This is a genomic window from Caenimonas aquaedulcis (assembly GCF_015831345.1).
GTDB classification, from domain to species: domain Bacteria; phylum Pseudomonadota; class Gammaproteobacteria; order Burkholderiales; family Burkholderiaceae_C; genus Ramlibacter; species Ramlibacter aquaedulcis.
In genome coordinates this window covers 1,864,726-1,880,647 of the sequence record NZ_JADWYS010000001.1, presented here as the reverse complement: position 1 = coordinate 1,880,647, position 15,922 = coordinate 1,864,726, and the positions used below count along the sequence as shown (strand labels likewise).

The 15,922-nt window shown below is 65.0% G+C and carries 16 protein-coding genes; 6 read left to right on the top strand and 10 right to left on the bottom strand.

The window, feature by feature from the left end:
- Positions 1-5: 5 nt before the first annotated feature.
- On the top strand, positions 6-536 hold the full coding sequence (locus I5803_RS09090; protein ID WP_196986049.1) for an NUDIX domain-containing protein: 531 nt from the start codon (positions 6-8) through the stop codon (positions 534-536).
- A gap of 20 nt (positions 537-556) precedes the next feature.
- Positions 557-784 carry a sulfurtransferase TusA family protein gene (locus I5803_RS09085; RefSeq protein WP_196986048.1) on the top strand — a complete coding sequence of 76 codons (228 nt, stop codon included), beginning with the start codon at positions 557-559 and terminating at the stop codon, positions 782-784.
- Here I5803_RS09085 and galU read toward each other — a convergent pair.
- Positions 771-1,664: a UTP--glucose-1-phosphate uridylyltransferase GalU gene (gene galU / locus I5803_RS09080; RefSeq protein WP_196986047.1), complete on the bottom strand. Its 894-nt coding sequence runs from the start codon at positions 1,662-1,664 to the stop codon at positions 771-773. The two genes, I5803_RS09085 and galU, sit on opposite strands and share 14 nt — an antisense overlap.
- Before the next feature lie 103 nt (positions 1,665-1,767).
- On the opposite strand from galU, the gene I5803_RS09075 reads away from it, so the two are divergent.
- Entirely contained in the window at positions 1,768-2,778 is a 1,011-nt protein-coding gene (locus I5803_RS09075; protein ID WP_196986046.1) for an NAD(P)-dependent oxidoreductase, read from the top strand.
- Between the two features lie 3 nt (positions 2,779-2,781).
- Here I5803_RS09075 and I5803_RS09070 read toward each other — a convergent pair whose 3' ends face one another.
- From I5803_RS09070 to I5803_RS09055, 4 genes are all read right to left on the bottom strand, one after another.
- Positions 2,782-5,604, bottom strand: a complete 2,823-nt coding sequence (locus I5803_RS09070; RefSeq protein WP_196986045.1) for a valine--tRNA ligase — start codon at positions 5,602-5,604, stop codon at positions 2,782-2,784.
- A gap of 65 nt (positions 5,605-5,669) precedes the next feature.
- Positions 5,670-5,858, bottom strand: a complete 189-nt coding sequence (locus tag I5803_RS09065; protein WP_196986044.1) for a DUF2783 domain-containing protein — start codon at positions 5,856-5,858, stop codon at positions 5,670-5,672.
- Positions 5,855-7,567, bottom strand: coding sequence for an FAD-dependent monooxygenase (locus tag I5803_RS09060; RefSeq protein ID WP_354001643.1), 1,713 nt, complete (start codon positions 7,565-7,567; stop codon positions 5,855-5,857). Before I5803_RS09060 ends, I5803_RS09065 begins: the two co-directional genes overlap by 4 nt.
- Positions 7,568-7,572: 5 nt before the next feature.
- Positions 7,573-8,193, bottom strand: coding sequence for a VOC family protein (locus I5803_RS09055; RefSeq protein ID WP_196986042.1), 621 nt, complete (start codon positions 8,191-8,193; stop codon positions 7,573-7,575).
- A gap of 259 nt (positions 8,194-8,452) precedes the next feature.
- On the opposite strand from I5803_RS09055, the gene I5803_RS09050 reads away from it, so the two are divergent.
- The 3 genes from I5803_RS09050 to I5803_RS09040 all read left to right on the top strand — a co-directional run bounded on the left by I5803_RS09050 (position 8,453) and on the right by I5803_RS09040 (position 10,982).
- Positions 8,453-8,875: a rubrerythrin family protein gene (locus I5803_RS09050; RefSeq protein ID WP_196986041.1), complete on the top strand. Its 423-nt coding sequence runs from the start codon at positions 8,453-8,455 to the stop codon at positions 8,873-8,875.
- Between the two features lie 161 nt (positions 8,876-9,036).
- The gene (locus I5803_RS09045; RefSeq protein WP_196986040.1) at positions 9,037-10,389 is read left to right on the top strand and encodes a (Fe-S)-binding protein; all 1,353 of its coding nucleotides are present in this window, start codon (positions 9,037-9,039) and stop codon (positions 10,387-10,389) included.
- Between the two features lie 2 nt (positions 10,390-10,391).
- Positions 10,392-10,982 (top strand): DUF3501 family protein, encoded by a 591-nt coding sequence (locus I5803_RS09040; protein ID WP_196986039.1) that lies wholly within the window; start codon positions 10,392-10,394, stop codon positions 10,980-10,982.
- Here I5803_RS09040 and ugpQ read toward each other — a convergent pair.
- From ugpQ to ugpB, 5 genes are all read right to left on the bottom strand, one after another.
- Positions 10,975-11,739, bottom strand: a complete 765-nt coding sequence (ugpQ, locus tag I5803_RS09035; protein ID WP_196986038.1) for a glycerophosphodiester phosphodiesterase — start codon at positions 11,737-11,739, stop codon at positions 10,975-10,977. The genes I5803_RS09040 and ugpQ overlap by 8 nt on opposite strands.
- Complete coding sequence (gene ugpC / locus I5803_RS09030; RefSeq protein ID WP_196986037.1) at positions 11,736-12,740, bottom strand: sn-glycerol-3-phosphate ABC transporter ATP-binding protein UgpC; 1,005 nt, start codon at positions 12,738-12,740, stop codon at positions 11,736-11,738. The genes ugpQ and ugpC overlap by 4 nt, the downstream gene beginning before the upstream one ends.
- Positions 12,741-12,776: 36 nt before the next feature.
- Positions 12,777-13,631 (bottom strand): sn-glycerol-3-phosphate ABC transporter permease UgpE, encoded by an 855-nt coding sequence (gene ugpE, locus I5803_RS09025; RefSeq protein ID WP_196986036.1) that lies wholly within the window; start codon positions 13,629-13,631, stop codon positions 12,777-12,779.
- Positions 13,631-14,512, bottom strand: coding sequence for a sn-glycerol-3-phosphate ABC transporter permease UgpA (gene ugpA, locus I5803_RS09020; RefSeq protein ID WP_196986035.1), 882 nt, complete (start codon positions 14,510-14,512; stop codon positions 13,631-13,633). Before ugpA ends, ugpE begins: the two co-directional genes overlap by 1 nt.
- Positions 14,513-14,600: 88 nt before the next feature.
- Entirely contained in the window at positions 14,601-15,908 is a 1,308-nt protein-coding gene (gene ugpB / locus I5803_RS09015; protein WP_196986034.1) for a sn-glycerol-3-phosphate ABC transporter substrate-binding protein UgpB, read from the bottom strand.
- Between the last annotated feature and the right edge of the window lie 14 nt (positions 15,909-15,922).

Genomic DNA, 15,922 nt, shown 5'->3' with positions numbered 1-15,922 from the left:
CATCGATGCAGCACGAATACAGGTTCTGCCCCAACTGCGCCGGCCCGCTGGCGTTCTTCGCGCAGATGGAAGACGGCGGCGAGAAGCAGCGGCTGCGCTGCGCCGCGTGCGCCTGGACGCACTGGAACAACCCGACGCCCGTGCTCGCGGCGGTGGTGCAGTATCGGGACCAGATCCTGCTCGCGCGCAACGCGGCGTGGACGCACAAGATGTATGCGCTGATCACGGGCTTCATGGAGGCGGGCGAAACGCCGCAGCAGGGCATCACGCGCGAGATCAAGGAAGAGACCAACCTGGACGCGAGCGAGGTCAACCTGATCGGCGTCTACGATTTCCAGCGCATGAACCAGGTGATCATCGCCTACCACGCGGTGGCGGATGGCGAAGTGAAGTTGTCGCCGGAGCTCGTCGACTACAAGCTGTACGACTACGACGCGGTGAAGTGCTGGCCGGCGGGGACGGGATACGCGCTCGCAGACTGGTTGCGCACGAAGGGGCTGGCCCCGCAGTTCATCGAGATGCCGCGCCGCGACTGACGCACGCCTAGAATCCGGGCATGGATATCGCCAAGGAAATCGACACGCGCGGGCTCAATTGCCCGCTGCCCATCCTGAAAGCCAAGAAGGCGCTCGCGGACCTCGCGTCCGGCCAGCTGCTGAAGGTGGTGTCCACCGACGCCGGGTCGGTGCGGGACTTCCAGGCTTTCGCCAAGCAAACGGGCAACGAGCTGATGGAGCAGTCGACGGTCGGCGGCGACTACATCCACGTGCTCAGACGCCGCTGAGCACCTCTTTCAGGTATTGCCTGAAGCCCGGGCCCACCTCGGGGTGGCGCAGGGCAAGTTCGACGGAGGCTTCCAGGAAGCCCTGTTTGCTGCCGCAGTCGTAGCGCTTGCCGCGGTACTGGAAGGCATGCACGCCCTCGGTGGCCATCAGCTTCGCGATGCCGTCCGTGAGCTGGATCTCGCCGCCCGCACCTCGCGGGTTGTTGCGGATGTGGTCGAAGACGCCCGGGGTCAGGATGTACCGGCCCGCGACGCCCATCCGCGACGGCGCATCGGCAGGCTTGGGCTTTTCGACCATGCGGTCCACCTTGGTCAGGCCTTCGCCGGCCGGTGAGCCCGCGACGATGCCGTAACGCTGCACGTGATCCGCCGGAACCTCCTGCACCGCTAACAAAGATGTCGGCAGTTTCTGGAAGACACCGACCATTTGCGTCAGCACGCCCGGTCCGCCTTCGGGTCCGCACATCAGGTCGTCCGCGAGCAGGACGGCAAAAGGCTCGTTCCCTACGAGCGGCTGTGCGCACAGGACCGCGTGGCCAAGCCCGAGGGAGCGGGGCTGCCGTACATAGGAGCAGTCCATGTCGTCGGGATGCATGGCGCGCACGATCCGCAGCAATTCCGTCTTCTGGGCGGCCTCGAGTTCGCTCTCGAGTTCGTACGCGGTGTCGAAGTGGTCTTCGATGGCACGCTTGTTGCGACCTGTCACAAAGATCATGTGGCGGATGCCGGCTTCATAGGCTTCCTCCACGGCGTACTGGATGAGGGGTTTGTCGACGACCGGCAGCATCTCCTTCGGTTGCGCCTTGGTCGCGGGCAGGAAGCGCGTTCCCAAGCCCGCCACAGGGAAAACCGCCTTGTTGATTTTCGTGATTTTGTTCATCGACTACTCTAAAATATACCGCTAAAGTTTGCCCGCTTTTGGGGCTCAGGCTCAACTATCCGGCCAAACGCTACGCATATTTGTAAGACAAGGACGCAAACGGGTGGATATCCTACTTCTCGAACGTCTGGTGCCTGAAGCCCATGCATGGCTGGAGGCTCGCCACTCCGTCGAGTCGCGTCCGGAGCTTGCAGGAGACCCGAGCGCGTTGCGAAAGGCGGTCTACAACGCGCAGGCCGTGATCCTTCCGCGCAAGGTCGTGGTAACCCGGGAATTCCTGGATTTCGCCCCGCTCCTCAAAGCCGTCGCACGCATGCACGTCGGAACCGACAACACCGACCTCGAAGCCTGCCGCGAACGCAACGTCCGCGTCATCCAGGCCACCACCGCCAACGTCCGCTCCAATGCCGAGTACCTGCTGGCCAGCCTGCTGCTGCTCTACCGCCGCGGTATCGGCTCCTCGCTCAATGGCGACCGCCACGCGGACATCCGCCTCGGCCGCGAGCTCAATGGCAGCACGATCGGCATCTTCGGCCTGGCGCCGACCGCCCACACGCTCGCGCTGATGCTGAGCGCCCTGGGCGCCAAGCTCATCGGCTACGACCCCGCCATCCACCACACGGCGCCGATCTGGGCGCGCCTGCAGATCCAGCCCGTCAGCCTGCAGGACCTCATGTCCACCGCGGACGCGGTTTCGGTGCAGGTGATGTATGCGTCGCGCTACCAGAACTTCATCAACGACAAACTGCTCGCGCATTGCAAGCCGGGGCAGATGTGGGTCGGCATCAGCCGCTCCCACCTGTTCGACCAGGAAGCGCTCGCGCGGGCGCTGACGGACGGCCGCATCGAGGCCTGCATGATCGACGGGGCGGAGTCGGGGTTCGCGTCCCGGGGATCGCCGCTGCACGAGATCGAGAACCTCTACATCACCCCGCGGCTCGGCTCGCACACGCGCGAATCGCGCCTGCGCGCGAGCTGGTATGTGGTGCACCGGATCCACGAAACCCTGACCGCGACCACCTCGCGGCTCGCGCAGCTGGACGCCATGCCCAGCGCGCCCATGGACCTCGAACCCGGCGACCCGAAGCCGCCGCCGCAGTTCATCGTCCGCTAGGGCCTAGCCCAGCCGCGCCAACTGCTCGCGAATCTTCGCAAGCGTTGCCGTGAACTCGGCGATGCGCTTACGTTCCTGCTCGATGACCGCCGGCGGGGCCTTCGCGACGAAAGCTTCATTGGCCAGCTTGTTGTTGGCCTTGGCCACTTCGCCCTCGAGGCGTGAGGCCTCCTTGGACAAGCGGGCCTTCTCCGCCGCCACGTCGATCTCCATGTAGAGGCACAGCCGTGCCTCCCCGGCCACGGCAACCGGTGCCGACTTCGCCGCCGCCGCCCACGATGCCTCGTCGTCGAAGACCTTGACCTCGCTGAGCTTGCCCAGCGCCTGCAAGGCCGGCGCGGCTTCCCGCATGAAGGCCGCGTCCCCCAGCACGTAAGCGGGCAAGCGCGTGCTCGGTGACACGTTCATCTCGCCGCGCAGGTTGCGGCAGGCATCGATCACGGCCTTCAGCTTGGCGACATGCGCTTCGGCCGCGGGGTCGATCGCCGCGCTGTTCGACTCGGGGTACGGCGCGATGCTGATCGACTCGCCCGTCTTGCCGGCGACGGGAGCGACCTTCTGCCAGAGCTCCTCGGTGATGAAGGGGATGATCGGGTGCGCGAGCCGCATGATCGCCTCCAGCACGCGGATCAGCGTGCGGCGCGTGCCGCGTTGCTGCGCGGCGTCGCCGGTCTGGACCTGCACCTTCGCGATCTCCAGGTACCAGTCGCAGAACTCGTCCCAGACGAACTGGTAGATCGCGCCGGCGGCGTTGTCCAGGCGGTATTCGGCGAAGCCCTTCGCCATCTCCGCTTCCACACGCTGCAGAAGCGACACGATCCAGCGGTCCGCCGCGGTTTGCGTCGCGCCGGCTTCCGCGAGGTCGTGGCCTTCGCAATTCATCAGCACGAAGCGCGTCGCGTTCCAGAGCTTGTTGCAGAAATTGCGGTAGCCCTCGCAGCGCTTCGCATCGAAGTTGATGCTGCGGCCCAGCGACGCGAGCGACGCGAACGTGAAGCGCAGCGCATCGGCCCCGAAAGCCGGGATGCCTTCCGGGAATTCCTTCTCGGTGTTCTTGCGCACCGTGGGCGCGGTCTCGGGCCGGCGCAGCCCGGTGGTGCGCTTGTCCAGCAGCGGCGCGAGCGCGATGCCGTCGATGAGGTCCACGGGGTCGAGCACGTTGCCCTCGGACTTGCTCATCTTCTTGCCGTGGGAATCGCGCACCAGGCCGTGGATGTAGACATGCCTGAACGGCACCTGTCCCGTGAAGTGCGTCGTCATCATGATCATCCGGGCGACCCAGAAGAAGATGATGTCGTAGCCGGTGACGAGTACCGAAGAAGGCAAGTACAGGTCCAGGTCCTTCGTCTTCGCGGGCCAGCCGAGCGTGGAGAAGGGCACGAGCGCCGACGAGTACCAGGTGTCCAGCACGTCCTCGTCCCGTCGCAGGGTCTTGCCCGGCGCCTTGGCCTGCGCCTCCGCTTCGTTGCGCGCGACGATCACGTTGCCGCCCTCGTCGTACCACGCGGGAATCTGGTGGCCCCACCAGAGTTGCCGCGAGATGCACCAGTCCTGGATGTTGTTCATCCACTGGTTGTAGGTGTTGACCCAGTTCTCGGGCACGAAGCTCACTGCGCCGGATTGCACCGCGTCGATGGCCTTCTGCGCGATCGACTTGCCCGTCGGGTCCTTGTCGCTCACCTTCGACATGGCGACGAACCACTGGTCCGTGAGCATGGGTTCGATGACCTGGCCCGTGCGCTCGCAGCGCGGCACGGTGAGTTTGTGATTCTTCGTCTCCACCAGCAGGCCCAGCGCGTCCAGGTCCGCGACGACCAGCTTGCGCGCGGCGAAGCGATCCATGCCGCGGTACTTCGCGGGCGCGTTGTCGTTGATCTTCGCATCCAGCGTCAGCACGCCGATGATCGGCAGCTGGTGGCGCTGGCCCACCGCATAGTCGTTCGCGTCGTGCGCGGGCGTGACCTTCACGACGCCGGTGCCGAATTCCTTGTCCACGTAGTCGTCCGCGATCACGGGGATGTCGCGGTCGCACAGCGGCAGCTTCACCTGCTTGCCCACGAGGTGCCTGTAGCGCTCGTCCTCCGGATGCACCATGAGCGCGACGTCGCCCAGCATGGTTTCGGGCCGCGTGGTCGCCACGACCATGGAGCCCGATCCATCGGCCAGCGGATACGCGATGTGCCAGAGGAAGCCGTCCTCCTCCTCGCTCACCACTTCCAGGTCGCTCACGGCGGTCTTGAGTTCCGGGTCCCAGTTCACCAGCCGCTTGCCGCGATAGATGAGGCCTTGCTCGTAGAGCTGCACGAAGGTCTCGGTGACGACGTGCGACAGGTCGTCGTCCATCGTGAAGTACTCGTGGCCCCAATCCACGCTGTCGCCCATGCGGCGCATCTGCGTCGTGATGGTGTTGCCGGACTTTTCCTTCCACTCCCACACGCGCGAGACGAAGTTCTTGCGGCCGAGGTCATGGCGCGACTGGCCCTGCTCCTGCAGCTGCCGCTCCACCACGATCTGCGTCGCGATGCCGGCGTGGTCCGTGCCGGGCACCCACAGCGTGTTGAAGCCGCGCATGCGGTGGTAGCGCGTGAGGCTGTCCATGATCGTCTGGTTGAACGCATGGCCCATGTGCAGCGTGCCCGTGACGTTGGGCGGCGGCAGCTGGATGGAGAACGCGGGCGCGCCGTCTTTGGGCTCCCCGGTGCCGCGGTAGCCGGCGCGGCCGTAGCCGCGCTCCTCCCATGCCGGGCCCCACCGGGCCTCGATGGCGGCGGGCTCGAAGGACTTGGACAGGCTCTGGAGGCCGGGTTGCTGGGGCGTATCGCTCATAGGAGTGGAATGCAAAACGGCACCCGCGGGTGCCGTTGGATGACCGGGTGGGGGAAGGCGCGATTTTACTTGGGGAGCGCCCGCGCCGCTTCGATGCACGCCGCCAGCACCTTCGCGTCGCCGACCTGGTTGGCCAGCAGCAGGATGAGGCGGGCGTTCAGCAGCTCGGACTCTTCCTTCGACAGGCCCTGGTGCGCATCGAGCAGCTGTTCGTAGAAACCGTCGGCATCCTGCAGGTTCAGGGCGGTCTTCATGCAGTCTCCCTGTCGGCCGCGAGCGCCCGCGCCACGGCGCGCACCAGACCCGCATCGACGCTCTCCCCGGTGGCCGCCACATAGCTGTCCGGCCGCACCAGAGCCCACGCATGGCCGAACACGTGGCAGGCACCCTGCAGGCGTCCATCGGTGTCGCGGACGAATTCCCGGGCGCCCGCTCGCTCTTCGGGTCCGGTCACCTGGACGGCGCGCAGCGGCGCCGATTCGCAGAGCGCGCGTAGCCGCTGCATGGATGAGACGCTCGCCTCGCCGAAGAGGAGCAGGAGCAATCGCCCATCGGCCCAACGCAGCAGGTCGTTGACCTTGCCGCGCGTGCCGTCCGCCCATTCGAAGCCGACGTTCTGCACCGACTGGCCGCCCGTCGAGTGGCACACGCTCGAGCGGGAGTAGGGGTTGGCGATCGCCATGCGCCCGGTGTTCACGAGGTGCCGCGCGAACACGTGCTGCCGCGCCAGGCCCAGCGCGGCCGCCCGGAAGGTTCGCTCCATGCCGTCGGCCGGCCGCAGGAAGCGCGCGGTGCGATTGGTCACCAGCACGTTCTGGCACGCCGCCTCATGCCGCTCTTCGTGGTAACTGTCGAGCAGGCCCGGCGCGGCGCGGCCCTTGATGACCGCGGCGAGCTTCCAGGCCAGGTTGTCCGCATCCGCGACGCCCGTGTTGCCGCCGCGCGCGCCGAAGGGGCTGACGACCTTGGCGGCGTCGCCCATGAAGAAGACGCGCCCGTGCCGCATGCGGTCGATGCATTCGCTGCGGTAGGCATAGGGGCCCACCCAGACGATTTCCACCGCGCAATCCGCGCCGAACTGCCGCAGCAGCCGCTCGCGCACGACGTCCTCGCGGCTCACGTATTCCGGGTCGGCGTCCGGAGGCATCTGGTAGTCGATGCGCCAGACGTTGTCACCCATCAAGTGCTGCCAGACCGCGCGGTTCTCGTTGAAGGGCGCCTCGATCCAGGTGTGCCGCTCCACCGGCGGGTGCTTCGTGAAGCGCACGTCGGCGATGCACCAGCGGTCGTCACCCTTCTTCGCCGTGACGCTCGCGCCTGCCCATGCGCGAAAGGGGCTGTGCGAGCCGGTGGCATCGATCACATGGTCGGCCCGCAGCTCGTACTCGCCGGCCGGCGTGCTCACGGTGAGCGTGGCGCATTCGGCGTCCTGGCGGAAGCCGGTCACGCGGCTGGACCAGCGCAGGTCGATGCCGCCGAGCTCATGGATACGCTCGACGAGGAAGCCTTCGATGTAGAACTGCTGGATGTTGATGAACGGCGGCTGGCTGGACAGGTGATAGCCGGGCTGCTGCTTCAGGTCGAAGGAGTACACCTCGTCGTGGCCCGCGAAGGTACGGCCGACGCTCCACTGGATGCCCTTCGCCGCGATGCGCTCGTAGAAGCCCAGCCGCTCGAAGATCTCCAGGGACTTCTGCGTGTAGCAGATGCCGCGTGAAGACGCGCCCTTCACGCCCACCGTGTTGTCTTCGTCGAGGAGGACAGCGGGCACCCGGTAGTGCGCGAGTGCGCAGGCCATCGTCAGGCCCGCGAGACCGCCGCCGACGATCACGATGGGGTGATGGCCGGGCTGGCCTGCGCGCAGCTCGGGCGGCTCGATGAAAGGGTATTCGGGCAGCTTGTAGCCGCTGCCCTGGGTGAATTCGTAGCCGTTGGTGAAGGCGCTGGACGCGAACTCGGCCACGGGCGTCACTTCCGAGCGGAGACTTCCGGCCGGTCGTTCTGCTGGGGCTTCAGTGGCGCGGCCTGCTTGCCCGCCGCGCGATCCTTGCGCCACGCTTCCTTGCGCGCCGTCCATTCGGCGAGGCGCGCATGCGCGGTCTTGCTTTCCTGCAGCATCTGGAATTCATCCGCGAGCTGCGCGGTGAGCTCGAGCCGGACGCCGTTGGGGTCGAAGAAGTAGATGCTGTGGAAGATGTGGTGGTCCGTGATGCCCAGCACTTCGATGCCATGGGCCTCCAGGCGCGTCTTCATGTCCCTGAGCGCCTGCACGGAATCCACGCGGAATGAGATGTGATTGACCCAGGCCGGCGTGTTGGGCGAAGGCTCGCAGGCCTGGTCGTCGCCCAGGTCGAAGAAAGCGATGAACGAGCCGTCCTGCAGGCGGAAGAAGAAGTGGGTGTAGGGGCAGTACTCGCCGGTACTCGGCACGTGGTCGCTCTGGATGATGTGATAGAGCGGCAGGCCCAGGATGTCTTCGTAGAAATGCCGCGTCTCTTCCGCATCCTTTGCCCGATACGCGAAATGGTGGAGCTGGTGGATGGGCGCCGGGGCGGGCAGCGGACTCGTCTGTTTCAGCACGGCGGCCATGTCGTCTCCTGATTCAACATTGCGTAATGCATTTACTATAGCGTAATCGGTCCGTGGCTGTCACCCGGGCTATGCAAGCAGCATTGCCGTGCGCGATGCTGTGGTAAGCTATCAGTGCAACCGTATCGATAGTCTATATCAATGCGGTGCATTGTCGCAGGCTATTAGACGATGCGTCGGGACGGGACTACCCTGCGGGTGTTTCGCCCCGCACCGGGCGACGCGACAACGTTCATCAACCCAACTAGGAGATTTCCAAATGGCAGCACTCAAAGGCTCCAAGACGGAAGAAAACCTGAAGGCAGCCTTCGCCGGCGAGTCCCAGGCCAACCGCCGTTACCTGTACTTCGCAAACAAGGCGGACGTGGAAGGCCAGAACGATGTGGCGGCCCTGTTCCGCTCCACCGCGGAAGGCGAGACGGGCCATGCGCACGGCCACCTGGAGTGGCTGGAGCAATGCGGAGACCCGGCCACCGGGCTGCCGATCGGCCCGACGCGCGACAACCTGAAGGCGGCGGTTGCCGGCGAGACGCACGAGTACACGGACATGTACCCGGGCATGGCCAAGACGGCCCGCGAAGAAGGCCATGACGAAGTGGCCGACTGGTTCGAGACGCTGGCGAAGGCCGAGCGCTCGCATGCGAACCGCTATACCAAGGCGTTGAACGAACTGGTGGATTGATCCGCTGAGAAAGCGGGTTCAAGGACGCAGAACCCGCGGAAGTGACGCAGAAGGAAGACAAGAACAATTCAATTGAATTTTTTTGAATTTCTTCTGCGTCATTTCTGCGCTTTCTGCGTCCAAAAAGGCTGCGGCAAATCACTCCCATCGAGAGAACAAGAATGGCATCACGCGAAGGCAACCTCGAAGCGCCGACCCGGCATCCCATCGACTGGAAGAATCCCGAGTACTACGACGAGAAGAAGACCTTCGACGAGCTCGAACGCATCTTCGACATCTGCCACGGCTGCCGCCGCTGCGTGAGCCTGTGCGGCTCGTTTCCCACGCTCTTCGACCTGGTCGACGAAAGCAAGACGCAGGAAGTCGACGGGGTCGACCGCAAGGACTACTGGAAGGTCGTCGACCAGTGCTACCTGTGCGACCTCTGCTACATGACCAAATGCCCCTACGTTCCCCCGCACGAGTGGAACGTGGATTTCCCGCACACCATGCTGCGCGCCAAGGCGATCAAGTTCAAGAACGGCGACGTGAGCTTCGGCGAGAAATTCCTGTCGTCCACCGACGTGCACGGCCAGTTCGCCGGCATTCCCATCGTGACGCAGGTCGCCAACGCGGTGAACCAGACGAAGCCGGCCCGTGCCCTCATGGAATCCGCGTTGCACGTCGACCACAATGCGTGGCTCCCCGCGCTGGCGACGCGCAAGTTCCGCTCCGGCGCGCCCAAGTCGAAGGACTTCCCCGTGAAGGAAGGCGCGAAGACGCCCGGCAAGGTCGCGATCTTCTCGACCTGCTACATCAACTACAACGAGCCCGGCATCGGCCACGACCTCCTGAAGGTGCTGGAGCACAACGAGGTGCCCTATGTCCTCGTCAACAAGGAAAAATGCTGCGGCATGCCCAAGCTGGAACTGGGCGACCTCGACTCGGTGAACGAGAGCAAGGAAGCGAACATCCCCGTCCTCGCGAAGTACGCGAAGGAGGGCTGGGCGATCCTCACGGCGGTACCGAGTTGCACGCTCATGTTCAAGCAGGAAATCCCGCTGATGTATCCCCATGACGCCGACGTGCAGGCCGTCAAGGAAGCGATGTGGGACCCGTTCGAATACCTCATGCAGCGCAAGCGCGACGGCCTGCTCAAGACCGAATTCCCGAAGTCCCTCGGCAAGGTGAGCTATCACGTGCCATGCCACACGCGCGTGCAGAACATCGGCCGCAAGACCGAGGAGATGCTCAAGATGGCGCCCGACACCCAGGTTCACACCAACGAGCGCTGCTCGGGCCACGCAGGCACCTTCGGCGTGAAGGTGCCCTACCATGAGCAGGCGATGAAGATCGGCAAGCCGCTCTTCAAGAAGATGGCGGAGCATCCCGCGGGCGGCGCGCCGGATTACATCGCCTCGGACTGCCCGTTGGGCGGCCACCACATCGACCAGGGCTTCGACGTGAACGCGCTGGGCACACCGCAGCTCGCCCATCCGCTCACGCTGGTGCGCAAGGCATACGGGTTGGACTGAACATGCAACTCACCGGACACATCACCGCCGACAGCCTCATGACGCTGGAGGCCTACAGCAAGTACCGCAAGGCGCGCAAGGGCGAAGTGATCGCGCATCGCAAGCTGCGCAGCGTCGCCCTCGGCGACCACGTCACGCTGCAGTTCGAAAGCGAGATGACCATCCGCTACCAGATCCAGGAGATGCTGCGCATCGAGAAGATCTTCGAGGAGGAGGGCATCGCCCAGGAGATCGAGGCCTATGCGCCGCTGATGCCCGACGGCAGCAACTGGAAGGCGACGATGCTCATCGAGTACCCCGACGAGAACGAGCGCCGCCGCGAACTTGCGCGCCTCATCGGCATCGAAGACCGCATGTTCGTGGAGGTCGAGGGGCACGAGCGCGTGTACGCCATTGCCGACGAAGACCTCGACCGCGAGAACGACGAGAAGACATCGGCCGTGCACTTCGTGCGTTTCGAGTTCACGCCGGCGATGGTGGCGGCGATCAAGGCGGGTGCGAGCGTGAAGCTGGGCTGCGATCACCGCAACTACCCGGCGCACACGATCATCGCGCCGGAGCCGCTCGCGTCGCTGGCCGGGGACCTCAAGTAGGCGGGAACAAATCCACGCGGTCGGTGATGATGCCGTCCGTGCCGAGGTCCACCAGGCGCTGCGCCGCCCACTCGTCGTTGACGGTGTAGCTGAGGCAGCGAAAGCCCGCGCTCTTCGCCTGCGTCACGCTGCTTGTGTCCCACAGCGCATGGTTGCAGACGATGGCGGTGCAATCCAGCGTGAGCGCGGTTTCCAGCCAGCCCTTCCAGAGCGTGTCCAGCAGCAGCCCGCGCGGCAGGTGCGGTGCCGTGGCCTGCGCGCCCTCCAGCGATTCCACCTGGAACGAAGTGAGCAGCGGCGGGATGGGCGCGTTGTTCCAGAGCCTGTCGGCGTGGCGCGCCACGACCTCGCCGGTGAAGCGTTCGACACCGGGCGTCGGCTTGATCTCGATGTTCAACAGGTGGCCGTTCGCGATGCAATAGCGCGAGATGTTCTCGAGCGTCGGCAGTGGCTCCCCGGCGTAGGCGCGCGAATGCCAGCCGCCGGCGTCGAGCTTTGCGAGTTCGCTCCAGGGATGGTCCCCGCCTGTCGCGCTGGGCGCGGGCCCGAAGATCTCGCGCACATTCGTCGTGCGCGTCAGCGTCGCGTCGTGCATGAGGAAAGGCACGCCATCCGACGACAGCTTGGCGTCGCACTCGAACATGCGATAGCCGTGGCTCGCCCCGAGCTTGAACGCGGCGAGCGTGTTTTCCGGCGCCAGCTTGCCGGCGCCGCGATGCGCGACCCAGCGCGGGTAGGGCCAGGGCTTGTCCGTCACATGCGCTTGCCGGTTTGCGCGTCGAACCAGTGCACGCGGTCTTCGCGGGGCTTGACCTGGATGGTGTCGCCCGGCGCCGGGGCGATTTCGTGCTCTTCGCTGCGCACGATGATCTGCTCCGTGCCCACTCGCGCATAGATCAGCCGCTCGGCGCCCAGCAGCTCGGTCGTCTCGACCTGCGCGCTCCATCCGCCTTCGCCGATATCCAGGTGCTCGGGGCGGATTCCCATGACCGAACGAGGACGCGCGCCCGGCGCACTCATCAGCAGGTTCATCGGCGGCGAACCGATGAAGCTCGCGACGAATGTGGTGGCCGGGTGGTGATACACCTCTTCGGGCGTTCCGAACTGCTCCATCTTGCCGGCGTTCATCACGATCATCCGCTGCGCGAGCGTCATCGCCTCGACCTGGTCGTGCGTGACGAAAAGCGAAGTGATGCCGAGTTCGCGGTGCAGCTTCTGGATCTCGATGCGCGTCTGGGCGCGCAGCTTCGCATCGAGGTTGGACAGCGGCTCGTCGAACAGGAACACCTTCGGCTGGCGCACGATGGCGCGGCCCATCGCCACGCGCTGGCGCTGCCCGCCCGAGAGCTGGCGCGGCGTGCGGTCCAAGAGGTGGCCCAGCTCCAGGATGCCGGCGGCCTTGTCCACGCGGGACTTGATCTCGGCCTCCGGCATCTTGCGGATCTTCAGGCCGTAGGCCATGTTCTGGAAGACCGACATGTGCGGATACAGCGCATAGTTCTGGAACACCATGGCGATGTCGCGATCGGCCGGTTCCAGGTCGTTGACCACGCGTCCGTCGATCTCGATGGTGCCTCCGGAGATTTCCTCCAGCCCCGCGACCATGCGCAGCAGCGTGGACTTGCCGCAGCCCGAGGGGCCGACGATCACGACGAATTCGCCGTGCCCGATTTCCGCGTTCACGCCGTGGATGACCTGCAATTCCTGCTTGCCCTTGCCGTAGCGCTTGACGACGTCGCGCAGTGCGATGCCTGACATCAGTAGGTACTCCTCATGTTCTTCATTTCCAGCTCTTTACTTTTCCGTGTCCACCAGGCCCTTGACGAACCACTTCTGCATCAGCGTGACCACCAGCGCGGGCGGCAGCATGGCGAGGATGGCGGTGGCCATCACCACGTTCCATTCGATCTGCGCGTCGCCGCCGGTGGGCATCATCTGCTTGATGCCCAGCACGACGGGGTACATGTTCTCCTGCGTCGTCACCAGGAGCGGCCACAGGTACTGGTTCCACCCGTAGATGAACTGGATGACGAAGAGGGCCGCGGTGCTGGTCGCCGACAGCGGCAGCAGCACGTCCTTGAAGAAGCGCATCGGCCCCGCGCCGTCCATGCGGGCCGCCTCGGTCAGTTCGTCCGGCACGGTCAGGAAGAACTGGCGGTACAGGAATGTCGCCGTCGCCGACGCAATGAGCGGAATCGTGAGGCCCGCATAGGAGTTGAGCATGCCGAGGTCGGAGACGACCTTGTAGGTGGGCAGGATGCGCACCTCCACCGGCAGCATGAGCGTGATGAACACGGCCCAGAAGAACGCCATCCGGAAAGGGAAGCGGAAGTACACGATGGCGAAGGCCGACAGCAGCGAGATCGCGATCTTGCCCACGGCGATGGCCACGGCCATGATGAGGCTGACGGTCATCATGCGTGCAACCGGCGCATGCGAGCCGCCGCCGCTGCGCTCGCCCATCAGGGCGGCGCGGTAGTTGTCGGCCAGGTGCGTACCCGGCGTGAGCGGCATGGGCACCTGCAGGATGTCCTGCGTGGTGTGCGTGGACGCCACGAACGTGAGGTAGACCGGGAACGCCACGATCAGGACGCCGATGATCAGCACCGCGTGGGTGATGAAGGTGAGGATGCGGCTGCGCTCGACCATCAGTAATTCACCTTCTTTTCCACGAAGCGGAACTGGATCACGGTGAGGGCAATGACAATCACCATCAGCACCGCCGATTGGGCCGCGGAGCCGCCGAGGTCCAGCGCCTTGAAGCCGTCGAAGTACACCTTGTAGACCAGGATCGACGTGTCCTTGCCCGGTCCACCGTGCGTGGCGGCGTCGATGATGCCGAAAGTGTCGAAGAACGCGTAGACCACGTTGATCACCAGCAGGAAGAAGGTCGTGGGCGACAGCAGCGGAAACTGGATCGACCAGAAGCGGCGCCACGGCCCGGCGCCGTCGATGGCGGCCGCCTCGATCAACGAGCGCGGGATGCTTTGCAACCCGGCGACGAAGAAAAGGAAGTTATAGGAAAGCTGCTTCCATACCGCCGCCATGATGACCAGAGCCATCGCGTGGTTGCCGTTGAGCAGGGGGTCCCAGGGCAGGCCCGCGTTGTGCAGCCAGTAGGCGATCACGCCGATGCTGCCGGAAAACAGGAACAGCCACACCACGCCCGCGACGGCCGGCGCCACCGCATAGGGCCAGATCAGGAGCGTGCGGTAGAAGAGCGTGCCTCGCGTGACGCGGTCGGCGAAGTAGGCGAGGAACAGCGACAGGGAGATGCCGAAGAACGCCACGAACAGCGAGAACATCGCCGTGGTCTTGAACGATTCGAGGTAAGTCGCGTCGTTGAAAAGATTGCGGTAGTTCTCCAGCCCGGCCCACTGCACGGAGGTGCCGAAGGCGTCCTGTTGCTGGAACGACTGGAGCAGCGCCTGGGCCGCGGGCCAGAAGAAAAAGACGCCGATGATGACCGCCTGCGGCGCGAGCAGCAGCCAGGGCAGCCATGACGATTTGAAAGTGACCCGCTTCTCCATTGCATTCCCATTGTGTCACCGCGTGGCGCGGAAAAGAAAGCGGCCCGCAGGCCGCTCCTTGCGATGGCCCCCCGACGGGGCCGGGTCCTCAGGAACCCTTGTTCGCCTTCTCGAAGCGCTCGAGCAGTTCGTTGCCGCGCTTCACGATGGAGTCTAGGGCTTCCTTGGCGGTCTTCTTGCCGGCCCACACCTGCTCGAGCTCTTCGTCCTCGATGGTGCGGATCTGCACGTAGTTGCCCAGGCGGATGCCGCGCGACTTGTCGGTGGTCTTGCGCACCATCTGGTTCACCGCCGTGTCCGTACCGGGGTTCTGCTTGTAGAAGCCCGAGTCTTCCGTCAGCTTGTACGACGCGAGCGTAACGGGCAGGTAGCCCGTGCGCTTGTGGCTGGCCGATTGCACTTCAGGGTTGGACAGGTACTCGAAGAAGGCGGCGACGCCCTTGTATTCCTCCGGCTTCTTGCCGGCCATGACCCACAGGCTCGCGCCGCCGATCACGGTGTTCTGCGGTGCGCCTGCGACGTCGGGGTAGAAGGGCAGGGGCGCCACGGTGAACTTGAATTTCGCGTTCTTGGCCACGTTGCCGTAGAAGCCCGACGAGGTCGTGATCATCGCGCACTCGCCCGAGACGAACGAACCTTCGGCGGTGTTGTTGCGGCCCTTGTAGACGAAGAGGCCGGTTTTGGCCATGTTGCCCAGGTTCTCGATGTGGCGCACGTGCAGCGGCGAGTTGCCGACGAGCCGCGCGTCCATGCCGTCGAGGCCGTTGCGTTTGGTGGCGAGCAGCGTGTTGTGCCAGGTGGAGAAGCTCTCCAGCTGCGTCCAGCCCTGCCAGCCGATGGTCAGCGGGCACTTGTGGCCGCTCGCCTTGAGCTTGGCCGCGGCGAGCGCCACTTCGGGCCAGGTCGCGGGCAGCTTGTTGGTGTCCAGGCCCGCCTTGTCGAACGCGTCCTTGTTGATGTAGAAGACCGTGGTCGAGCTGTTGAACGGGAAGCTCATCATCTGGCCGTTGGGCGCGGTGTAGTAGCTCGCGACCGCCGGGATGTACACCGAGGCGTCGAACTTCTTGCCGGCGTCGTTCATCACCTTGGTGACGGGCACGATGGCGTTCTTGCTGGCCATCATCGTGGCGGTGCCCACTTCGAACACCTGGAGGATGTTGGGTGCGTTGCCGGCGCGGAAGGCCGCGATCGCCGCTGTCATGGATTCGTCGTAGCTGCCCTTGTAGACGGGCACGACCTTGTAGTCTTTCTGGCGTGCGTTGAATTCTTTTGCCAGGTCGTTGACCCATTCGCCGTTCACGGCAGTCATGGAATGCCACCACTGGATTTCGGTCTGGGCGTGCGCTGCGAACGATGCGGCCGCGGCCAGCACGAGCGCGGTCAATTTCTGTTTCATGAGTACTCCTGTAT

Excerpts from the sequence above, each read along its gene's own strand:
- I5803_RS09090 (WP_196986049.1), top strand. The coding sequence starts at position 6 with ATGCAGCACGAATACAGGTTCTGCCCCAACTGCGCCGGCCCGCTGGCG.
- I5803_RS09085 (WP_196986048.1), top strand. The coding sequence starts at position 557 with ATGGATATCGCCAAGGAAATCGACACGCGCGGGCTCAATTGCCCGCTG.
- galU (WP_196986047.1), bottom strand. The coding sequence starts at position 1,664 with ATGAACAAAATCACGAAAATCAACAAGGCGGTTTTCCCTGTGGCGGGC.
- I5803_RS09070 (WP_196986045.1), bottom strand. The coding sequence starts at position 5,604 with ATGAGCGATACGCCCCAGCAACCCGGCCTCCAGAGCCTGTCCAAGTCC.
- I5803_RS09065 (WP_196986044.1), bottom strand. The coding sequence starts at position 5,858 with ATGAAGACCGCCCTGAACCTGCAGGATGCCGACGGTTTCTACGAACAG.
- I5803_RS09055 (WP_196986042.1), bottom strand. The coding sequence starts at position 8,193 with ATGGCCGCCGTGCTGAAACAGACGAGTCCGCTGCCCGCCCCGGCGCCC.
- I5803_RS09050 (WP_196986041.1), top strand. The coding sequence starts at position 8,453 with ATGGCAGCACTCAAAGGCTCCAAGACGGAAGAAAACCTGAAGGCAGCC.
- I5803_RS09045 (WP_196986040.1), top strand. The coding sequence starts at position 9,037 with ATGGCATCACGCGAAGGCAACCTCGAAGCGCCGACCCGGCATCCCATC.
- I5803_RS09040 (WP_196986039.1), top strand. The coding sequence starts at position 10,392 with ATGCAACTCACCGGACACATCACCGCCGACAGCCTCATGACGCTGGAG.
- ugpC (WP_196986037.1), bottom strand. The coding sequence starts at position 12,740 with ATGTCAGGCATCGCACTGCGCGACGTCGTCAAGCGCTACGGCAAGGGC.
- ugpE (WP_196986036.1), bottom strand. The coding sequence starts at position 13,631 with ATGGTCGAGCGCAGCCGCATCCTCACCTTCATCACCCACGCGGTGCTG.
- ugpA (WP_196986035.1), bottom strand. The coding sequence starts at position 14,512 with ATGGAGAAGCGGGTCACTTTCAAATCGTCATGGCTGCCCTGGCTGCTG.
- ugpB (WP_196986034.1), bottom strand. The coding sequence starts at position 15,908 with ATGAAACAGAAATTGACCGCGCTCGTGCTGGCCGCGGCCGCATCGTTC.